The sequence below is a fragment of the Actinokineospora iranica genome (genome assembly GCF_900101685.1).
GTDB classification, from domain to species: Bacteria; Actinomycetota; Actinomycetes; order Mycobacteriales; family Pseudonocardiaceae; genus Actinokineospora; species Actinokineospora iranica.
The window spans coordinates 287792-307840 of record NZ_FMZZ01000001.1 but is presented as its reverse complement, the minus strand read 5'-3'; the positions used below and the strand labels follow the sequence as shown (position 1 = coordinate 307840).

Here is a 20049-nt window from a genome sequence, read left to right as displayed (position 1 = left end):
ATCGGGGTCTAGATCGATCCCGCAGGCGGTGACCTGGCCCGACCCGCATGTCATCCCTGGTCCACTGGTCAGCGTAGTCCGCCCGGGTCGGCGGTGTGATCTCCGACCGACACGGGGTGGCACCCGCCACCCGATACGGGTACCCCGATACGGCGCGGTTAACATTTGCCACTGCGTCGCGGCTTCTGCCGCAGGCGCGAAATCGACCGCAGTGACCGGGGTCTCACCAGGTCACGGCTGACCTGAGGAGCGAGATGTCGTCGGTGATCCCAGTGCCCGTCGACACCGTTCCGGCGTCATCTCCGAGTCGCGCGGATGTCGTCAAGGCCTATGTGGCGCTCACCAAGCCGCGCATCATCGAGTTGCTGCTCGTCACCACCGTGCCCGCGATGATGCTCGCCGCCCGCGGCATCCCCTCGCCGTGGCTGGTGCTCACCACGCTGCTGGGCGGCACGATGGCCGCGGGCAGCGCCAACGCGCTCAACTGCGTGGTCGACGCCGACATCGACGCGGTGATGAAGCGCACCAGCAATCGTCCGCTCGCCCGGCATGTGGTGCCCACCCGGAACGCTTTGGTGTTCGGGGTCGTGCTCGGTGTGCTGTCGTTCGCCTGGCTGTGGACTACGACGAACTTCCTCGCCGCGGCTATGGCCGTCGGCGCGATTCTGTTTTACGTCTTGGTCTACACGATGATTCTGAAGCGGCGGACGTCGCAGAACATCGTGTGGGGCGGCGCGGCCGGATGTATGCCGGTGGTCATCGGGTGGTCGGCGGTGACCGGGGATGTGACGTGGCCCGCGCTGGTGATGTTCGGGGTGATCTTCTTCTGGACGCCGCCGCATTTCTGGGCGCTGGCGATGAAGTTCCGGGATGACTACGCGGCCGCCGGTGTTCCGATGCTTCCGGTCGTGGCCACGCCGCAGCATGTGGCCAAGCAGATCGTTGTCTACTCGTGGGTGATGGTCGCCTGGACGCTGCTGCTCGTTCCGGCGACTGGGTGGGTGTACGCGGGGTTCGCTCTGCTGGCTGGGGCGTGGTTCCTGGTCTTCGCTCACCGGCTGTATCGGGCGGTTCGCCGGGGGAATCCTGGCAACCCGATGACGCTGTTCCATCTGTCGAACAGCTATCTGACGCTGGTGTTTGTGGCGCTTGCTGTTGACTCGGCGTTGTCGTTGCCGGTTACTGGGTGGCCGTTCTAGCTGCTCGCGTGGTGCTTGCGGGGTCTGCTCGATGGGGTGGAGTGGTTTCTTCGGGGCCCCTACGAAGGAAGATCGCCGTGTGAAAGACGGGTGGGAAGCCTTCGGCCTCACACGTGCGAAGCCAGCTTAGCGATCTTCCTTCTCCCCCGAAGAAACCACTCCACCCCATCGAGCACCTGGCAGCGTTGGGTGCGGTTGGGCAGGGGGCGGGTGTCCTTGGCGGGTGTCCTTGCTGCTCTACCCCAGCGAGCACCTGGTGGCTTTGGGGTGCGGTTGGCAGGAGTGCTTGGGGCCCTGGGGCGGTCAGGGGCCTACTGCGGTGAGTAGGCGTTCTACTGTGGGGTCGTCTAGGGATTCCTTGATGCACTGCCACAGTTCGAGGTTTGCGGTTGCCCAGCGTGAGTAGTTGGCTGCGGCTTCGGGGGAGTAGAAGTAGAAGCCTTCGTCGTGGACGTTGCGTTGTTCGCCGACGATCTTGTTGGCTAGTTCGCGGAGGGTTACGCCGTTTTCGGCGAGGTACTTGTGGGCCAGGACCACTGGGGTGACCGGTAGGGCCTTGAACAGGGTGTCCGCGTCGCTTAGGGCTTGGGCTTCCAGGGAGATGTCGCGGTGGCGGGTGCGCATCTCGGCCTCGTCGACCAAGGCGTCGATCCAGTTCGTCACTTCGGGGGAGATGTGGGCGTCGGTGAGGATGGTGCGGCGGAGGCCGCTGCCCGCCGCCGCGGTCGAGTTGCGGCGGACCAGGTAGTTGACGTCGTGGACCAGGGCCGCGGTTTCGACCACCGAGACGTCTGAGCCGTTGAGGTGGGCGAACTCGGTTGCCTTGTCGCGGACGAAGCTGACGTGGTGCCACCCGTGGAAGGGCAGCTTTTGGGCGTAGCGCTCGCACAGGGCGCGAACACGCTGCTCTACCTGCTTGACGGCGGTGGGGTGCACCGCGCCGATGGTGGATGTGGACATGCCGACCCCTCCCGATCCCGCGCGTTTGGACAGACGGGTGGGGCGATGGTAGTTCGTTTCAGATGCGCCTGGTCAGCTCTTCGAGCCGGGACTCGACGGGGACGTGGCGGTGGCCGATGTGGGTGTCCGGGTCGTAGGACAGGCTCCACGGGGTCACCGGGCGGGACTTGACCAGGAAGGTCATGGTGCCGTCGACGGCGCGCGGAATGCGGTGGAACTGGTCTGCCAGCATGATTCCGGAGGCGCCGGTCTCACAGTCGGTGCGGTGGGTGAGCTTGGCCGCCGAGATCAGGCCGGTGTCGGGGTCGACGGTGGCGTCGAACCGCTCATGGCGGTAGCCGCCGTGCAGGATCACCGTGCAGAAGTGGTACCGGTGGTTGTGCACGGAGTCGGCGTAGCCAGGGCGCCAGTCTTGCTGGGGTTTGTACTCGTGCAGCCAGAAGGTGAACGGCTCGTCGGGGTTGTCGCGCAGGCACCACGCGAAATGCGTTGTCGTCTCGCGGGAGCGTTCCACCAGGGCGGCGGCCTTGGCTGGGCCAAGGTCCAGCAGGTGCCTGCGCAGCACCGACCGCAGGCCGGGGCCGTCGACCCAGGTCTCGACGCCCGCGTGGGCCGCGGTCCACCGCCTGCGGGTGAGATCGATCTCGCGCATCCGCTGTGCTAGCTCGGAGAGCGCTGGGACGGGCGAGGACACGGTTATCAGCTCCCGAGCTGGGCTTTGGCGGAGAACTCCTGCCGGAAGGCGTGGAACTTGCCCTCCAGCTCGCGGAACTGCTCCTCGGACAGGGTGGCGCCGGTCACTTTCGCGAAGTGCGCCAGGAATTCCTCCCGGCTGGTGTCCGGGGTGAGCACGAACCGGCGCGCGTCGCGCGCGGCGCGCAGCCGGGCGAACTCGGCGCGCTGCATGTCGTAGATGAACGAGCCCTCGGAGAACCGCAGCGTGCGCGGGTACAGCGTCGGAGCGCCCGCGACCGCGCTGTAGAGGGTGATCCAGACGCTGTCGTCGAACAGCTCCACCCGGTCCAGCGGCGGATCGCCGATCACCGTGACGTCGACCGAGGTGCACCGGCTGCGGGCCAGATACAGCCCGACGAGCCCGATCCGGATCTCCTCGTGCAGCGTGGCCTGGATCTTCTCGTAGTCGGCGTCCGCGCCCTGGTGGCGGGCGAGGTACCGGGCCCGGCCGCTGATGGCGGTGCGTTCGCACGGGTCGGCGACCACCGCGCGCACCTCCCATTCCGCGTGCGAGAGCAGCAGCCGCACGGCCGCGTAGCGCCCGGAGAAACCGCGGAACAGAAACTGCCGGGAGTCGCGCAGGTCGGCCATCATGAGCGCGTTGAACACCGGGTCGGGGTCGGTGGTCGCCTCGAAGACGTGGGTGGGGAAGAACTCGCTGTTGAGGGACCGGTATTCCGCGGACAGCTCGTGCAGCGCCCGCCTGCTTTCCTCGATGAGCGGGGTCACCATCGCCCGGCGGGTGGCACTCGTGGTGATCAGCGTCTGACCGAACCCCACCACAGCGGAAACCATGGTCCCGGTGCTCAACGTGGTCAGCAGCGTCTTGCCCGTCCCAGCCGCGAGACCACTCGACACCCACATCGACGCGCCCGAGACCACGAGCAGGATCAGCAGCAACAGCCCGGTGCGGGTCCAGAACAGCTCCTGGATCGGATGGGTGCGGAGACCCTTGGCGTCCGAAGACACGGCAGGTCACCTCCTCGGCGGTCCCGAGCAGTCGCTGCTATCCGTGTCCACTCGGGCGCGCGCGGTTAGTTTACCGATCTTCAGTCGATCGTGAAATGCGGAGAACGGGTGAGACCACAGGCGGGTGCGGCCAGGGAAACCACCCCACCTAAGCTCGCTCACCATGCGCAACGTCGGCAAACTCATGATCGCGGTGGCGACGGCGACGAGCCTCGCCGCCTGTGCCAACTCCGAGCAGGCCTCCACCGTGGACCCCGGCAGCGGCCGCTCATCCGCCACCATCAAGCCTCTGCCCAGCACCACCAGCAGCACCCCACAACCCAACGGCGGCGACGTCTCCACGGCGGTCGAATGCACAGCCGCCGACTTCAAGATCGACGGCGCGGCCAATTCCAAGCCGAAGATCACCCTCCCCGCCAACTGCTCCCCACCCAAGGCGATCCTGAGCGAAGACCTCATCGCGGGCACCGGCCCCGAGGTCAAGGCAGGCGCGACCCTGGTCACCCACTACGTCCTGGTCACCTGGTCCGACAGGGCGGAAAAGGACACCTCCTGGGGCGGTAACCCCTTCCCCCTGGAAAACGTGGGCCAAGCAGGCGTGATCGACGGCTGGAACGAAGGCCTGATCGGAATGAAGCAGGGCGGCCGCAGGCTCCTGGTCGTTCCCCCCGACAAGGGCTACGGCCCCGGCGGCAACGGCATAGCCCCCAACGAAACGCTCGTCTTCGTCGTAGACGCCGTCCAGGTCACCTGACCACGATTCCCCACCGGCCAGTCCACACCCGGCCAATAACCAGTGCAGGCAAGAACCCCGCTCCCACCGAGTGCGCCTGCCCCTGCCAGGCACACTCGGTGGGAGCGGCGGTCCAGCACACCTACCCACCGGCCAACCGCTCCAAACTGCCAAGTCCTCGACCGGAGCAAACCAGCACACCCGCCCACCTGCCAGGCCGAACCGACGCCCACCCCATCGAGCAACCCCACGAAAGCAAGCACCTACGGAATCAGCAAAAGCTTCCCAGCGGTACGCCGCCCTTCAAGATCCTCATGCGCCTGCCGCGCCTCCGACAACGAATACCGACCCCCGATCCGGACATCCAACGCCCCAGAAGCAACAGCCCCGAACAACTCCCCGGCCCGCCACCGCAACTCCTCAACGGTAGCCGTGTAATCCCCCAACTTGGGCCGGGTCAAAAACACTGACCCAGCGGCATTGAGCCGCTGCGGATCCACCGGCTCAACCGCCCCACTGGCCGCCCCGAACAAAACCAGCATCCCCCGCCGCCGCAATACCGACAGACTCCCGGCGAACGTGCTCTTCCCCACCCCGTCATAAACGGCCGCAACACCCTCGCCCCCAGTGAGCGAACGAGTACGGGAAACGAAATCCTCCGAGGTGTACCGGATCACCTCGTCCGCCCCCGCTGCCCGGGCCAACCGCTCCTTGTCCGCGGTGGACACCGTGCCGATGACCCGCGCCCCACGGGCCTTCGCCAACTGCACCAGCAGCAGGCCGACCCCACCGGCCGCCGCGTGCACCAGCACCGTCTCGCCCTCGGCGACCGGGTACGTGGAAGCGACCAGGTAGTGCGCGGTAAGCCCCTGGAGCATCAGTGCCGCGGCTATATCGTCGGTCACCTCTGACGGCACCGGAACCGCGGCCGCCGCCTTCACCACAACCTGCTCGGCGTAGCTCCCCGACGCGTCCGCCCACGCCACCCGGTCGCCCACCGCGAACCCGGAAACCTCCGGGCCCACCGCGCCGACCGTGCCCGCGCCCTCCAGGCCCAGCCCGAACGGGAGGGGGAGCGGATACAGACCAGCCCGGTGATAGGTGTCGATGTAGTTGACCCCGGCCACCGCGACCCGCACGAGCAACTCGCCCGGACCGGGTGAGCGGATCTCGGTCTCGGTGTACTCCAGGACCTCGGGCCCGCCCGCCTTCGACACCACCACTGCCTTGGCCACAGCGGCCTCCTCCCACCTGTGTTTCTTTCGCCGCCAAGCATGCAGCAGTGGCGCCGATCACGGTGGACGGGTGAGCCCGGGGTCGAGGTCCTAAGCTCGGACCGTGGCAGACGAGAACACCCCCCAGCAGGTCCCCGCGCAGGCTCTGAAGGCGACGATCGCCTTCGTCAAGGCGCATGGCAAGCCGGCGCGCGCGGTCGTGGAGAACATCGGCCGCAAGGGCGCCCGAGTGGTGCTCGTCGGCGGCGACGGCGCGCTGGGCGACGTGCTTGTCCCCAGCCCGGCGACCGGCGAGGCGCTGGTCGAGAAGATCGACGGCCTCGAACTGTCCGACTGGGACCGCGACGCGGTCGCCGCGACCAAGATCGGCGCGGCGCACCGCAAGAAGATGGCCGCCCGCACCCGAGGCTGACGTTCCCGCGAGGCGGTGGCCGCAGGCCGCCGCCTCGCGCGTTTTCCAGGTCTGGGCTGTGACGTTTTAGACGGCGACGACGTTTCAGACGGCGACCGCGCGCGGCACGTCGATCTCGGTCGTGCCGATCGGGCGTTCGCGCGTCGCGCACCACAGGCTGGTTGTCGCCACGATGACCCCCATGGCGCCCAGCACGTGCAGGGACACCAGGAGTTCCGGCACGCCGGTCCAGAACTGGACGAAGCCCAGGCCGCCCTGGGCGAGCACCACGGCCACCAGGATCAGGTAGCGCCGCCACAGGCTCCGCGTCGCCGGGCCAGTGCGCAGCAGGAAGCCCGCGGCGACCAGCATCGCCAGGTACCCGAACATGAACCAGGCGTGCACGTGGGCCAGCGTCTCCACCGGCAGGCCTAGCCGGGGGGTGTCCGGGTCGCCCGCGTGCGGGCCCGCGCCGGTCACCATCGTGCCCGCGACCAGCAGCCCGCCCAGCACGGCGATCGAGGCCAGCAGCAGGCCCGGCAGCGCGCGCGGGCCGAGGGGGACCGGCGGCTCGTCGCCTTCGTCGACGGCGTGCACCAGCAGCACGGCCAGCCACACCATGACCGTGGACGCCAGGAAGTGCACCGCGACGGTCCACCACAGCAGGTCGAACCGGACGGTCAGCCCGCCCACGATCGCCTGCACGACCACGCCGAGCGGCATCGCCAGGGCCAGCCGCAGGTAGTGCCGCCGGTGTGGCCTGGTGAGGTAGGCCAGCGCGAACGCGGCGATGGCGATGAGGCCGACGATTCCGGTCAGCAGCCGGTTGCCGAACTCGATCCACTGGTTCAGCGCGGCGAACTCCGGGTGGTCGACCGGCACGAGGCTGCCGGGCTGGCACTGCGGCCACGTCGAGCAGCCGAGCCCGGAGCCGGTCACCCGGACCACGGACCCGGTGACGGCGATCAGCGCCTGCGTGACGACCACCGCGACCGCGACCGCGCGCTGGGCGCGCACGCTCGGGCTGGGCAGGCGGTCGATGCGGGACTTGAGTGTTTCCAGCGGCACCCGCTGATGCTAAGCGGAGGAAACTGAGAGGCCGGAAGCGGTTGCCTTTTAGCGTGCGCTGGCTCTCACCGCGCGCTGATCAAGGAAAATGTGGCCATGTTCGCGAAATGCCTCCACGCAGCGATCACAGCGCACTACACTGCGTGTCGGAAGGCGAACTCCCCCATCGCCTTCCCCAGGCTACCGCCGGACGGCTCGATCCCCCCACGACCCGTCCGGCGGTAGCGTCCTCCCCGCGGGGCGAAATCTATACTCCGCGAGTAGGGGTTTCAACAGTAGTGCAATGTCCGGTGCGGGTTCGCGACACGTGTCGAACACCACCGGGAGGGGGCGACATGGACGGCGGGAACACCCTGGCCGAGAAGCTGAACCGCTTGGTGACGACCGTGCACCCGGCGGGACGCGGGCCGTTCACCAACGAGGAGATCGCCGCGGCCATTCGCGGCGAGCAGGGGATCGAGGTCTCGCACAGCGCGATCTCGGCGTGGCGCAGAGGCGCGCGCGACAATCCGAGCTTCCGGCATCTGGAGGCCCTGGCGAAGTTCTTCGGCGTCCCCATCGGCTATTTCTCCGACGACGCCGAGTCCGCCCGCATCGATGAGCAGCTCGACCTGGTCGCCGCGTGGCGCGACGCCCAGGTCCGCGCCATCGCGATGCGCGCGGGGGAGCTTTCGGAGGCGGGCCGGGCGGCGATCCTGGAGATGACCAACCGCGTGCGCGAGATCGAGCGGTCCGCGGGAAAACCAGCGGAGCGGCCGTGAGGTCTGTGCTCGACCGCGTGCGCGCCTGCCGCGACTACCGGCGGCTGCGTGCCCGCGTGCGCGCACTGCTCGCCGAGATCGGCGTTCCCCGGCCGTGGGACCTGGCCGAGTTCTGCGACCGGGTGGCCGCCCACCGCGGCCGTCCCATCCACCTGGTCCCGGCGCCGCTGCCGCCGGGCGCCCCGGACGGCGCCTGGCTCGCCGGGCCGACCGTCGACGTGATCGTCTACGACCGCGACTCGCCCGCCCTGCGCGCCGAGCACATCGTCTGCCACGAGCTTGGCCACATGCTCCTCGGCCACCAGGGCGCCCGCCCGGGTCCAGAGTTGACCCCGGACGTCTCGCCGGACCTGCTGCGCCGCATGGGCGTGCTGCACAGGGGCGCCTACGGCTCTTACAACTCCAGGTGCGAGCAGGAAGCCGAGGTCGCCGCGTCGCTGATCTGGAAGCTCGCGGGCCGGTCGCTGCTCGCCCCCCGGCGCGCGCTGGCCCCGGCCGACGCCGCGGTGGTCGACCGGTTCGGCGAGGCCATGGAACGCTTCCGGTGATGTCGCCGGAAGCGCTGCACCTGCTCATCATCGCGGTCGTCGGGCTGGCCCTGGCCTACAAGTCGGTCGACCTGCTCCGCCGTCCTCGGCCCGCGCTGCTGGCCCTGTGCGTCGCGCTGCTGGCGCTGGTCCTCGCGCTGGTCCTGGGCTACGCGCCGGTGGGCGGCGTGCTCGACCGGGCCGTGCCCGGCCTGGGCTGGATCGCGCAGCACGAGATCGTGTTCGCGGGCCTGTTCGCTTTGCAGGTCTTCCTCGTCTGCTCCACCCACGCCCCGGAGCGGCGGCCCCGGGCGGTCGCCGGACGGGCGGTGGTCATCACCGCGGGCATGGTCGGGCTGATCGGCGTGTGGACGGTCGCGCAGTCGGCGGAGGCGCCGGACTGGGCGGCGGTGCGGTGGGCGGAGCAGCCGTGGTCGGCGACGGCGAACCTGGTGTTCGTGGCCTGGGTCGCGGTGTCGCTGGTCCTCAACTCGCGCCTCACCGCGCACTGGGCGCGGCTGGCCGACCGCCCGTGGCTGCGCCGGGGCCTGATCGTGTTCACCGCGGGCGGGTGGCTCTCGGTCGTCTGGGCCGGGCACCGGATCGTCTACATCGGGACCGCCGTCATGGGCGCGCGGCTGCCGTGGGACCAGCGGTTCGCGGAGTTGGTGCTGCTCGCGATCGGCCTGTGCACCGGGATGGTCGGCATCACCCTGCCCGCGTGGGCGCCCCGGGTCGCGGCCCTGCGCCAGTGGCTGGCCCACTACCGCTCCTACCGCAGGCTGGCCCCGCTCTGGGACGCCCTGCGCCGGGCGACGCCGTCGATCGCGCTGGCCTCGCCCGCCCCGTGGTGGCACATGGAGTACCGGCTGTACCGCAGGGTGATCGAGATCTGGGACGGCCGCGCCGCCCTGCGCGGGCACATCGCCCCAGCCGCCCACGCCACCCCGGAAGCCGAGGCAGCCGCCCTGCGCGCCGCCTTGGCCGCCAAGCTCGAAGGCCGCCCGCCAACCGCGGCGCCCCCGCCGGAGACCCGCCCGGGAAGCCGGGTCCTCGCCGACGAGGTCGCCTGGCTCGAACGCGTCGCAGCGCACTGGCCAGGCCCGGCCGGATCAGCGCGGCGTACCGCCGGCCAAGATCGAGCCTCTTAGGCCCTTCACACGAGCTTGGTCGTCCGGGTCGCCAGGAGTCCGGCGGCCGCGCCCCAGACGACCAGGGTGAGCACTGAGGACAGGGCGGGGGCGGAGCCGTCGGCCAGGGTCTGGGTGAGTGCGTCGGTGAGGGCCGCGGAAGGCAGCAGCCGCACCACGTCCGCCATGCCCGGGGGCAGCGAGTCCGCCGCGACCACGATGCCGCCCGCGAGCAGCAGCACGAACCACACCACGTTCGCCAGCGCCAGCACCACTTCGGCCTTGAGCGCGCCGCCGAGCAGCACGCCCAACGCGCCGAAAGCCAAGGCGCCCAGCACGACCAGCAGCACCGTCCACAGCAGACCGACGCCGGACGGCGACCAGCCCAGCAGGACCGCGCCCGCGGCGAGCACCAGCAGTTGCACGGTCACCACCGCGAGGCAGCCCAGCACCCGCCCCGCCACCAGCAGCCAGCGGGGGAGCGCGGTCGCGGCGAGGCGCTTGAGGACGCCGTAGCGGCGGTCGAAGCCCAGGGCGATGGCCTGGCCGGTGAACGCCGACGACATGACCGCCAGCGCGAAGATCCGCGGGGTCACCGAGTCGACCCTGGGCTCGGGCATGGCGATGATGTCGAGCAGGCTCAGGCCGACCAGCAGCGCCAGCGGGATCAGCAGGGTCAGCAGCACCTGCTCGCCGTTGCGCAGCGTCAGCATGGTCTCGGTGCGCGCGTGCGTGATCAGCATGCGCGGCGGGCTGCCCGCCCCGGGGGCCGGGGTGAAGGTGCCCGGGGCGAACCGCCCGGCCTCGGTGGTCACGAGCGCAGCTCCCGTCCGGTCAGTTCCAGGAAGACGTCCTCCAGGCTGCGTCTGCCGACCTGGAGTTCCTCGGCCAGCACGCCTTGCTGGGCGCACCACGCGGTCACCGTGGACACGACCTGAGGGTTGACCGTCCCGGCGACCAGGTACCAGCCCGGCGTCGGCTCGGACACCCGGCAGCCCTCGGGCAGCGCGGCCACCAGTAGGGCCGGGTCGAGGCCGGATTTCGCGCGGAACCGAAGCTGCTGCTCGTGCGGGTTGTCCGCGGTGAGGTCGCTCGGGCTGCCCTCGGCGACCACCCGCCCGTGGTCGATGATGACCACGTGGTCGGCCAGCGCCTCGGCCTCCTCCATCAGGTGCGTGGTCAGCAGCACGCTCACCCCGTCCGCGCGCAGCGCGTGCACCAGCTCCCACACCAGCCGCCGGGCCTGCGGGTCCATGCCCGCGGTCGGCTCGTCGAGGAAGACCAGCTCGGGGCGGCCGACCAGCGCGCAGGCCAGCGACAGCCGCTGCTGCTGGCCGCCGGAGAGCCGCTTGTAGGGGGTGCGCGCGCAGCCGCCGAGGCCGAGCACGTCGATGAGCCACACCGGGTCCAGCGGGTCGGCGGCGCAGGCCGCGACCAGCGACAGCATCTCGGCGGCGCGGATGCCCGGGTACGCGCCGCCGCCCTGGGGCATCACGCCGATCCGCGGGCGCAGCCGCTCGCCGTCGGTCGCCGGGTCGAGGCCGAGCACCCGGACCTCGCCGGAGTCGCGGCCGAGGAAGCCCTCGCACACCTCGACGGTGGTGGTCTTGCCCGCGCCGTTGGGACCGAGCAGCGCCAGCACCGCGCCGCGGTCGAGCCGCAGGTCGAGCCCGTCGACGGCCGTGGTCGCCCGGTAGGTCTTGACCAGGCCGGACACCTCGACGGCGGGCGCGTTCACGACTGGGAAGCCTAAGGCGTGCCCGACGTCACGGCGTCGGCGGGAGTCGGCTGCGCGCGCGGCACGTGCCGCCAGAGGGCGGCGACGGCGATGGCGGTGACGATCACGGCGCCGATGTAGGCGTATGGCAGCACGAACACCCGCCCGTCGAAGGTGGCCCCGGTCGGGGCGAGCGCGACCGCGAGCCCGGCGCTCACGATCATCGCCGCGGTGCGGAACCGGGTGTTACCCGCGGCCGCGGCCAGCGGCACCGCTGCCCACAGCAGGTACCACGGCTGCACGGTCGCGCCGAACACCAGCACCGCGCCGAGGCCGACGCCGAGGCCGGTGAGCGGCCGCAGCTTCCAGCGGAAGCTGTCCAGCAGCAGCTTGGCCGCGATCAGCGGCCCGATCACCGCGCCGACCAGCCTGCTCACGGTGATCGCCGCGTCGATGTGGTTGCCCAGCCCGAGCAGGATGCCCAGGCCGCCCGCGCCGAAGCCGAGCGCGGTCATCGGGGCCATCCAGCTCTTGATGGTGGCCGCGGTGTTCAGCGTGCTCACCCAGCCGTAGCCCAGGCCGCTGCCCAGCGACGCGGCGGTGAGCACCACGCCGAACACGACGCCGAGCCCGCCCGCCACGGCGAACAGGTGCTTCCACCGGCCGCCCATCCGGCGCGCGATCATCACCCCGAGGAAGCCCAGCGCCAGCGCGGCCGGGATCTTCACCGCGGCGCCGAGCGTGATCACCGCCGCGCCGATGGCGTACCAGAGCAGTTCGCCCCGCTGCCAGGGCGGGAACGGCCCGTCCGGGGTCACCCTGGGCATCCTGCTCAGCGCCAATTCGAAGCCGACCAGCATCAGCCCGATCGCCAGCGCCTCGTTGTGCACGCCCACGACCAGGTGGAACAGCACCAGCGGGTTCGCAGCGCCCAGCCACAGCGCGCTCACCGGGCTCACGCCGAACCGGCGCGCCAGCCTCGGCAGCGCCCACACGATCATCGCCAGGCCGACCAGCGCGACCAGTCGGTGCGCGGCGACGCCCATCACGACGTGGTCGCCGGTCAGCCAGCTCACCGCCCGGCCCACGCTGAGGAACAGCGGCCCGTAGGGCGACGGCGTCTCCCGCCACATCGTGGGCACGCCCAGCGTCAAGGGGTGGTTGACGCCGAGCGCCGTCGCCGGGCCGACCGTGTACGGGTCCTGGCCCATCGCCGCGATCTCGCTCTGCGCCAGGTAGCTGTAGACGTCCTTGCTGAAGCTGGGCACGGTGAACACCAGCGGCGCGATCCACATCACCAGCGTCCTGGCCATCTGCGGCACCGACACGACCCGCGCCCGCCCCGGCCGCGACAGCCTGCCCAGCCCGAGCCAGGCGAGCACGATCATGAACACGCCGGTGAACGCGAACGCCAGCGACACCGTGGTCATCCGGCTGAACAGGCCCAACACCGGAATCTGGAAGACCGGATTGAACACCGGGGCCGCGCCTGCCCCGAGCGAGCCGATCATCAGCAGCAGCGACCCGACCGTCCCGAACCGGCGCACGGCGTCAAGCTGTCGACGCTCCACCTCGTCCAGCGGGCCCGACTCGCCGTCCGGCCACTGACGCGCCACGCGCCGCTCCGTTTCTCCCGCCACCACGTCGGGAAGGGTAGCGGCAGCCCGAGGCCGCCAAGCCGAGCACGAGCGATCATGCTCGGCGGCGGGCGGTGTCCGGCCGGTCGTCGGGACGGGCCGCGAGCCCAGGCCGACCGCGGTGCACAATGTCCCCCGTCGATCGCCGAGGACGCCCGCGAACGGCCGTGACGTGAGCCCGGTCACCGGTGTGACCTTCGTCTTTGCTGTCTCGAAAGAAATAAGACACACTTGTGTTGTGAAAAAGACCGCCCTCGCTCCACGAGCCTCGGAGGAGACCGTCACCGGTCCCGCCGCGGCCGGGCAGCAGGCCGACGGCCGCACCCGCCAGGGCGTGGCCAGGCTGCTGCTGGAGCAGGGGCCGGTCACGGCGGTCGCGATCGCCGAGGCGCTGGGACTGAGCCCCACCGCCGTCCGCAGGCACTTGGACGCGCTGGTTGCCGACGGAGAGGCGTACACCCGTGACGCCCCCCGCCTCGGCCACCGCGGCCGCGGACGCCCGGCCAAGCTCTTCCTGCTCACCGAGGCCGGTCGGTCGCGGTTCGGGCACGCCTACGACGACCTCGCGATCTCCGCGCTGCGCTTCCTCGCCGAAAGCGGGGGGGAGCAGGCGGTCCGCGCGTTCGCCGAGCGCCGGGTGGCCACTCTGGTCGACCGGCACCGCGACGCCGTGACCGCGCCGGGAGACCCCGCGGCGCGGGCCGAGGCACTGGCCTTGGCCCTGACCCGCGAGGGCTATGCCGCGTCGACGCGCAGCGTCGGCGCGGGGGAGCAGCTGTGCCAGCACCACTGTCCGGTGGCGCACGTCGCGGCGGAGTTCCCCCAGCTGTGCGAGGTCGAGACGGCGGCGTTCGCCGACCTGCTCGGCACCCACGTGCAGCGGTTGGCCACCATCGCCCGCGGCGACGCCGCGTGCACAACCCACGTCCCCCACGCGCCTGCCGACCAGGCCGCCGCCGGGGACGAGCCGCCTCCCGGCACCACCGCACCACCCGTTCCGGATGGAGGGAAGTCCCTATGACTGCCGCTGCCGAGCAGCGCACCACCACGCCCCAGCCGCTGACCCAGGAAGAGACCCTGGAGACTCTCGGCCGCTACGAGTACGGCTGGGCCGACTCCGACACCGCGGGCTCGACCGCCCAGCGCGGGCTGTCCGAGGCCGTGGTTCGGGACATCTCGGCCAAGAAGAGCGAGCCGGAGTGGATGCTGGAGTCGCGCCTCAAGGCGCTGCGACTCTTCGACCGCAAGCCGATGCCCAGCTGGGGCGCCGACCTCTCCGGCATCGACTTCGACAACATCAAGTACTTCGTGCGCTCCACGGAGAAGCAGGCCCAGTCCTGGGAAGACCTGCCCGAGGACATCAAGAACACCTACGACAAGCTGGGCATCCCCGAGGCGGAGAAGGCCCGCCTGGTCTCCGGTGTCGCCGCCCAGTACGAGTCCGAAGTGGTCTATCACAAGATCAACGAGGAGCTGGAGAAGCAGGGCGTCATCTTCCTCGACACCGACACCGCGCTCAAAGAGCACCCGGAGCTGTTCGAGGAGTACTACGGCTCGGTGATCCCGCACGGGGACAACAAGTTCTCCGCGCTCAACGGCGCCGTGTGGTCGGGCGGCTCGTTCATCTACGTGCCCAAGGGCGTCCACGTCGAGATCCCGCTGCAGGCCTACTTCCGGATCAACACCGAGAACATGGGCCAGTTCGAGCGCACCCTGATCATCGTCGACGAGGGCGCTTACGTGCACTACGTCGAGGGCTGCACCGCGCCGATCTACTCCTCGGACTCGCTGCACTCCGCTGTGGTCGAGATCGTGGTGAAGAAGGGCGGCCGCTGCCGCTACACGACCATCCAGAACTGGTCGAACAACGTCTACAACCTGGTCACCAAGCGCGCCAAGGCCGAAGAGGGCGCGACCATGGAGTGGATCGACGGCAACATCGGCTCCAAGGTCACCATGAAGTACCCGGCGGTGTTCCTGATGGGCGAGCACGCCAAGGGCGAGGTCCTCTCGATCGCGTTCGCTGGCGAGGGCCAGCACCAGGACGCGGGCGCCAAGATGGTCCACCTCGCGCCGCACACGTCCTCGACGATCATCTCCAAGTCGGTGGCCCGCGGCGGCGGCCGCACCTCCTACCGCGGCCTGGTCCAGGTCAACAAGCGGGCGCACCACTCGAAGTCCACGGTCAAGTGCGACGCGCTGCTGGTCGACACGATCAGCCGCTCGGACACCTATCCCTACGTCGACATCCGCGAGGACGACGTGTCGATGGGCCACGAGGCCACGGTGTCCAAGGTCAGCGACGACCAGCTGTTCTACCTGATGTCGCGCGGCCTCACTGAGGACGAGGCCATGGCCATGATCGTGCGCGGCTTCGTGGAGCCCATCGCGCGCGAGCTGCCCATGGAGTACGCCCTCGAGCTGAACCGCCTGATCGAACTGCAGATGGAAGGGGCCGTCGGCTAAATGACGACCGCTGTTGTTGTTCCCGAGGCCTCCCGCGCGGAGTGGTTCACCTCGTTCGACGTCGAGGCGTTCGAGCAGCCCTCCGGCCGTGAGGAGATCTGGCGCTTCACGCCGATGAAGCGGCTCGCCGGTCTGCACACCGGCGCGGCCGCGACCGGCGCGGCGTCGGTCGATGTCGACGCGCCCGCCGAGGTGACCGTCGAGACGGTGGACCGCGCCGACGCCCGGCTCGGCGCGGGCGGCGTGCCCGCCGACCGGGTCGCCGCGCAGGCCTACAGCTCCTTCACCGCCGCGACGGTGCTGACCGTGGGCAAGGAGGTCGTCGCGTCCGCGCCGACCACCGTCACCATCACCGGCCCCGGCGCGGGCAAGCTCGCCTACGGCCACCTGCAGATCCGCGCGGAGCGCTTCGCCGAGGCCGTCGTGGTCCTCGACCACCGCGGCTCCGGCGTCTACGCCGACAACGTGGAGTTCGTCCTCGACGACAGCGCCAAGCTGACCGTGGTGTCCATTCAGGACTGGGCGGACGACGCGGTGCACGTCTCGGCGCACCACGCCAAGATCGGCCGCGACGCGCGCCTGCGGCACACCGTGGTCACCCTCGGCGGCGACGTCGTGCGGGTCTCGCCCACGGCGGCCTTCGCGGACAAGGGCGGCGAGGTCGACCTGTCCGGGCTGTACTTCGCCGACGCGGGCCAGCATTTCGAGCACCGCACGTTTGTCGACCACGCGGTCCCCAACTGCACATCCAACGTGACCTACAAGGGCGCGCTGCAGGGCCAGGACGCGCACACCGTGTGGATCGGCGACGTGCTGATCCGCGCGGCCGCCGAGGGCACCCAGACCTACGAGCTCAACCGGAACCTCCTGCTCACCGACGGCGCCCGCGCCGACTCGGTGCCGAACCTGGAGATCGAGACCGGCGAGATCGCGGGCGCGGGCCACGCCAGCGCCACCGGCCGCTTCGACGACGAGCAGCTGTTCTACCTGCAGGCGCGGGGAATCCCGGAGGACCAGGCCCGCCGCCTGGTCGTGCGCGGCTTCTTCCACGAGCTGCTGATGAAGATCCAGGTCCCCGAGGTGCGTGAGCGCTTGGAGGCCGCGATCGAGGCCGAACTGGAAGCCGTCGGAGCATGACACCCGTTTGCGCGCTGTCCGAACTGGACGACGGCAAACCGCGCGCCGTCGAGGTAGGCGGTGTCGCCGTCGTGCTGGTGCGCCAAGGCGACGAGGTGCACGCCCTGCGCGACGAGTGCTCGCACGCCGCGTTGGCGCTGTCCGAAGGGGAGCTGGCGCGCAAGGGGCTGGAGTGCTGGCTGCACGGGTCGTGCTTCGACCTGCGCACCGGCGCTCCCTCCGCGCCGCCCGCGACCGAACCGGTCGACGTGTACCCGGTGTCCATTGTGGACGACCAGGTGCACGTCGATGTCACCACCACACTCAACTGACTTTTAGGAAACAAGCGCAATGGCCACGTTGGAGATCAAGGACCTGCACGTCTCGGTGAGCACCGACGACGGCCCCAAGGAGATCCTCAAGGGCGTCGACCTCACCGTCAAGGCGGGCGAGACCCACGCGATCATGGGCCCGAACGGGTCCGGCAAGTCCACCCTGTCCTACGCCGTCGCCGGCCACCCCAAGTACGAGGTGACCTCCGGCTCGATCACCCTCGACGGCGAGGACGTGCTGGCGATGAGCGTGGACGAGCGCGCCCGCGCGGGCCTGTTCCTCGCCATGCAGTACCCGGTCGAGGTGCCTGGGGTGTCGACGTCCAACTTCCTGCGCACCGCGGCCACCGCGATCCGCGGCGAGGCCCCGAAGCTGCGCCACTGGGTCAAGGAGGTCAAGGAGTCGATGAAGGAACTCGACATGGACCCCGCCTTCGCCGAGCGCAGTGTCAACGAGGGCTTCTCCGGCGGCGAGAAGAAGCGCCACGAGATCCTGCAGCTCGCCCTGCTCAACCCGAAGATCGCGATCCTGGACGAGACCGACTCCGGCCTCGACGTCGACGCGCTGCGCGTGGTCTCCGAGGGCGTCAACCGGTTCAAGGCCTCCGGGGAGGCGGGCGTGCTGCTGATCACCCACTACACCCGCATCCTGCGCCACATCGCGCCGGACTTCGTGCACGTGTTCGCCGGCGGCCGCATCGTCGAGTCCGGCGGCCCAGAGCTGGCCGACCAGCTCGAGTCCGAGGGCTACGTGAAATACGCGGGCATCCAGGAAGCCGCGAGCGCTTCCTGACGTTGCACCGGGTAGAGCTTCCCTGAGACGAACAGACTGAGACAGACAGGAGGTGCCGGTCAGGTGACCACCGCGACATCGCCGCTGGACGTCGACGCCGTGCGCGCCGACTTCGCCATCCTCGGCCGCACTGTCCGCGACGGCAAACGGCTGGTGTACCTGGATTCCGGTGCCACGTCGCAGCGGCCCCGACAGGTCCTCGACGCCGAGCGCGCGTTCCTCGAACAGCACAACTCGGCCGTCCACCGCGGCGCGCACCAGCTCGCCGAGGAGGCCACCGACGCCTACGAGGACGCCCGCGCCCGGATCGCGGCCTTCGTCGGCGCCGAGCCGGGGGAGCTGGTGTTCACCAAGAACGCCACCGAGGGCATCAACCTCGTCGCGTACGCCATGGGCAACGCGGCGTCCTCCGGGCCGGAGGCGGCCCGGTTCGTGCTCGGCCCCGGCGACGAGATCGTGGTCACCGAGATGGAGCACCACGCGAACCTGGTGCCCTGGCAGCAGCTCGCGCAGCGCACCGGGGCGACCCTGCGCTGGTTCGGCGTCACCGACGACGGCAGGCTCAATCTGTCCGAACTGGACTCGCTGGTGACCGAGCGGACCAAGGTCGTCGCGTTCACCCACCAGTCCAATGTGCTCGGCACGGTCAACCCGGTCGACGCGCTGGTCGCGCGGGCCCGCGCGGTGGGCGCGCTGACCGTGCTCGACGCGTGCCAGTCGGTGCCGCACTCCGCGGTCGACTTCCCCGCGCTGGGGGTCGACTTCGCGGTGTTCTCCAGCCACAAGATGCTCGGCCCGTACGGGCTCGGCGTGCTCTACGGGCGCCGCGAGCTGCTGGAGACCATGCCGCCGTTCCTCACCGGCGGGTCGATGATCGAGATGGTCGAGATGGCCAAGTCGACCTTCGCGCCGCCGCCGCAGCGGTTCGAGGCGGGCACGCCGATGACCTCGCAGGCGGTCGCGCTGGCCGCCGCGGTCGACTACCTGTCCGTGCTCGGCATGGACCGGGTGGCCGAGCACGAGCACGAGCTGACCGTGGCCACCCTGCGCGGCCTCGCCGAGATCCCCGGCATCCGGGTCCTCGGCCCCACGCTGGACGCCACCGGCGAGGTCGCCGCGCGCGGCGGCGCCGTGTCGTTCGTGGTCGAGGGCATCCACCCGCACGACGCGGGCCAGGTGCTCGACGACCAGGGCATCGCGGTGCGTGTCGGGCACCACTGCGCGTGGCCGCTGCACCGGCGGCTGCGGGTGCCCGCGAGCGTGCGGGCGAGCTTCTACATCTACAACGACCTCGCCGACGTCGACGCGTTCCTCGCCGGAGTGCGGGCGACGCAGGCGTTCTTCGGGGCGGTGTGATGCAGCTTCAGCAGATGTACCAGGAGATCATCCTGGACCACTACAAGAACCCGCATGGCCGCGGCCTGCGCGACCCGTTCGACGCCGAGTCCTTCCAGGTCAACCCGACCTGCGGTGACGAGGTCACGCTGCGGGTGAAACTCGACGGCGCGACCGTGGCGGACGTGTCGTACGAGGGCCAGGGCTGCTCGATCAGCCAGGCCTCGACCTCGGTGTTGACCGACCTGGTGGTGGGCAAGCCGGTCGCGGAGGCGTTCACGAAGCTGGACGCGTTCGTGGAGCTGATGCAGGGCCGGGGCAAGGTCGAGCCGGACGAGGACGTGCTGGAGGACGGCATCGCCTTCGCGGGCGTGGCCAAGTATCCGGCGCGCGTGAAGTGCGCCCTGCTGGGCTGGATGGCTTTCAAGGACGCGGTGGCCCGCGCCGAAGGAGTGACGACATGAGTGACGAAGAGATCCAGCGCGGCGCGGCGGGTATGCCGGACCAGGCGCCCCGAGCCGACGTGGCCACGTTGGATGACGTGGAAGAGGCCATGCGCGACGTGGTCGACCCCGAACTGGGCATCAACGTGGTCGACCTCGGCCTGGTTTATGACATCCGGGTCGAGGACGACAACACGGCCACGATCGACATGACGCTGACGTCGGCGGCCTGCCCGCTGACCGACGTGATCGAGGACCAGACCCGCACCGCCCTGACCGGCGGCGGCCTGGTGAACGACTTCCGGATCAACTGGGTCTGGATGCCCCCGTGGGGCCCGGAGAAGATCACCGACGACGGCCGCGAGCAGTTGCGCGCTCTCGGGTTCACCGTTTGACGGAAGATCCCGCACAGAACGGTTGATCACAGCGAGGCCGCTTTCCCCACGTTCCGCGTGGTGAAAGCGGCCTCGGTCTTTCTCGGCGCCCTCATCCGCCAGTAGAC

The 20049-nt window shown here is 70.3% G+C and carries 22 protein-coding genes; 14 read left to right on the top strand and 8 right to left on the bottom strand.

Annotated elements, in window-relative coordinates; genetic code table 11:
- The first annotated feature begins 254 nt into the window (after window positions 1–254).
- Window positions 255–1199 carry a heme o synthase gene (locus BLS56_RS01460; protein WP_091447344.1) on the top strand — a complete coding sequence of 315 codons (945 nt, stop codon included), beginning with the start codon at window positions 255–257 and terminating at the stop codon, window positions 1197–1199.
- A gap of 303 nt (window positions 1200–1502) precedes the next feature.
- On the opposite strand, the gene BLS56_RS01455 is transcribed toward BLS56_RS01460, so the two are convergent.
- The 3 genes from BLS56_RS01455 to BLS56_RS01445 are packed head-to-tail and all read right to left on the bottom strand — an operon-like array spanning window position 1503 to window position 3863.
- On the bottom strand, window positions 1503–2159 hold the full coding sequence (locus BLS56_RS01455) for an HD domain-containing protein (protein WP_091447342.1): 657 nt from the start codon (window positions 2157–2159) through the stop codon (window positions 1503–1505).
- Window positions 2160–2217: 58 nt separating this feature from the next.
- Window positions 2218–2862, bottom strand: a complete 645-nt coding sequence (locus BLS56_RS01450) for a hypothetical protein (protein ID WP_175482673.1) — start codon at window positions 2860–2862, stop codon at window positions 2218–2220.
- Complete coding sequence (locus BLS56_RS01445; RefSeq protein ID WP_091447339.1) at window positions 2859–3863, bottom strand: hypothetical protein; 1005 nt, start codon at window positions 3861–3863, stop codon at window positions 2859–2861. Before BLS56_RS01445 ends, BLS56_RS01450 begins: the two co-directional genes overlap by 4 nt.
- Window positions 3864–4026: 163 nt before the next feature.
- Between BLS56_RS01445 and BLS56_RS01440 the strand changes: the two genes are divergently transcribed.
- Window positions 4027–4617: an FKBP-type peptidyl-prolyl cis-trans isomerase gene (locus BLS56_RS01440; RefSeq protein ID WP_091447335.1), complete on the top strand. Its 591-nt coding sequence runs from the start codon at window positions 4027–4029 to the stop codon at window positions 4615–4617.
- 242 nt (window positions 4618–4859) lie between these two features.
- Here BLS56_RS01440 and BLS56_RS01435 read toward each other — a convergent pair whose 3' ends face one another.
- Window positions 4860–5831: a quinone oxidoreductase family protein gene (locus BLS56_RS01435; protein ID WP_091447332.1), complete on the bottom strand. Its 972-nt coding sequence runs from the start codon at window positions 5829–5831 to the stop codon at window positions 4860–4862.
- Between the two features lie 103 nt (window positions 5832–5934).
- On the opposite strand from BLS56_RS01435, the gene BLS56_RS01430 reads away from it, so the two are divergent.
- Complete coding sequence (locus tag BLS56_RS01430) at window positions 5935–6243, top strand: hypothetical protein (protein ID WP_091447329.1); 309 nt, start codon at window positions 5935–5937, stop codon at window positions 6241–6243.
- 84 nt (window positions 6244–6327) lie between these two features.
- Here BLS56_RS01430 and BLS56_RS01425 read toward each other — a convergent pair whose 3' ends face one another.
- Window positions 6328–7290, bottom strand: coding sequence for a COX15/CtaA family protein (locus tag BLS56_RS01425; protein WP_091447326.1), 963 nt, complete (start codon window positions 7288–7290; stop codon window positions 6328–6330).
- A gap of 335 nt (window positions 7291–7625) precedes the next feature.
- On the opposite strand from BLS56_RS01425, the gene BLS56_RS01420 reads away from it, so the two are divergent.
- The 3 genes from BLS56_RS01420 to BLS56_RS01410 are packed head-to-tail and all read left to right on the top strand — an operon-like array spanning window position 7626 to window position 9729.
- A complete protein-coding gene (locus BLS56_RS01420; RefSeq protein ID WP_091447324.1) occupies window positions 7626–8051 on the top strand; it encodes a helix-turn-helix domain-containing protein in 426 nt (141 codons plus the stop codon).
- Complete coding sequence (locus BLS56_RS01415) at window positions 8048–8599, top strand: ImmA/IrrE family metallo-endopeptidase (protein ID WP_091447321.1); 552 nt, start codon at window positions 8048–8050, stop codon at window positions 8597–8599. Before BLS56_RS01420 ends, BLS56_RS01415 begins: the two co-directional genes overlap by 4 nt.
- Complete coding sequence (locus BLS56_RS01410) at window positions 8599–9729, top strand: MAB_1171c family putative transporter (protein ID WP_091447318.1); 1131 nt, start codon at window positions 8599–8601, stop codon at window positions 9727–9729. The genes BLS56_RS01415 and BLS56_RS01410 overlap by 1 nt, the downstream gene beginning before the upstream one ends.
- Before the next feature lie 5 nt (window positions 9730–9734).
- Here the strand turns inward: BLS56_RS01410 and BLS56_RS01405 are convergent, their stop codons facing one another.
- From BLS56_RS01405 to mptB, 3 genes are all read right to left on the bottom strand, one after another.
- The gene (locus BLS56_RS01405) at window positions 9735–10451 is read right to left on the bottom strand and encodes an ABC transporter permease (RefSeq protein WP_091448692.1); all 717 of its coding nucleotides are present in this window, start codon (window positions 10449–10451) and stop codon (window positions 9735–9737) included.
- A gap of 68 nt (window positions 10452–10519) precedes the next feature.
- Complete coding sequence (locus BLS56_RS01400) at window positions 10520–11446, bottom strand: ABC transporter ATP-binding protein (RefSeq protein ID WP_091447314.1); 927 nt, start codon at window positions 11444–11446, stop codon at window positions 10520–10522.
- Between the two features lie 11 nt (window positions 11447–11457).
- The gene (gene mptB, locus BLS56_RS01395) at window positions 11458–13041 is read right to left on the bottom strand and encodes a polyprenol phosphomannose-dependent alpha 1,6 mannosyltransferase MptB (RefSeq protein WP_228771272.1); all 1584 of its coding nucleotides are present in this window, start codon (window positions 13039–13041) and stop codon (window positions 11458–11460) included.
- A gap of 259 nt (window positions 13042–13300) precedes the next feature.
- Here mptB and BLS56_RS01390 point away from each other — a divergent pair, with 259 nt between their 5' ends.
- The 8 genes from BLS56_RS01390 (at window position 13301) to BLS56_RS01355 (ending at window position 19942) form a co-directional block, all read left to right on the top strand.
- Entirely contained in the window at window positions 13301–14083 is a 783-nt protein-coding gene (locus BLS56_RS01390) for a helix-turn-helix transcriptional regulator (RefSeq protein WP_175482607.1), read from the top strand.
- Window positions 14080–15528: a Fe-S cluster assembly protein SufB gene (sufB, locus tag BLS56_RS01385; RefSeq protein ID WP_091447309.1), complete on the top strand. Its 1449-nt coding sequence runs from the start codon at window positions 14080–14082 to the stop codon at window positions 15526–15528. Before BLS56_RS01390 ends, sufB begins: the two co-directional genes overlap by 4 nt.
- Window positions 15529–16665 carry a Fe-S cluster assembly protein SufD gene (gene sufD, locus BLS56_RS01380; protein ID WP_091447307.1) on the top strand — a complete coding sequence of 379 codons (1137 nt, stop codon included), beginning with the start codon at window positions 15529–15531 and terminating at the stop codon, window positions 16663–16665. It begins immediately after the preceding gene.
- Window positions 16662–16976 (top strand): non-heme iron oxygenase ferredoxin subunit, encoded by a 315-nt coding sequence (locus BLS56_RS01375; protein WP_091447305.1) that lies wholly within the window; start codon window positions 16662–16664, stop codon window positions 16974–16976. Before sufD ends, BLS56_RS01375 begins: the two co-directional genes overlap by 4 nt.
- A gap of 19 nt (window positions 16977–16995) precedes the next feature.
- Complete coding sequence (gene sufC, locus BLS56_RS01370; RefSeq protein ID WP_091447302.1) at window positions 16996–17769, top strand: Fe-S cluster assembly ATPase SufC; 774 nt, start codon at window positions 16996–16998, stop codon at window positions 17767–17769.
- Between the two features lie 63 nt (window positions 17770–17832).
- Complete coding sequence (locus BLS56_RS01365) at window positions 17833–19125, top strand: cysteine desulfurase (protein WP_091447300.1); 1293 nt, start codon at window positions 17833–17835, stop codon at window positions 19123–19125.
- Window positions 19125–19568, top strand: a complete 444-nt coding sequence (gene sufU, locus BLS56_RS01360; protein ID WP_091448690.1) for a Fe-S cluster assembly sulfur transfer protein SufU — start codon at window positions 19125–19127, stop codon at window positions 19566–19568. Before BLS56_RS01365 ends, sufU begins: the two co-directional genes overlap by 1 nt.
- Window positions 19565–19942: a metal-sulfur cluster assembly factor gene (locus BLS56_RS01355; RefSeq protein ID WP_091447297.1), complete on the top strand. Its 378-nt coding sequence runs from the start codon at window positions 19565–19567 to the stop codon at window positions 19940–19942. The genes sufU and BLS56_RS01355 overlap by 4 nt, the downstream gene beginning before the upstream one ends.
- Window positions 19943–20049: the final 107 nt, after the last annotated feature.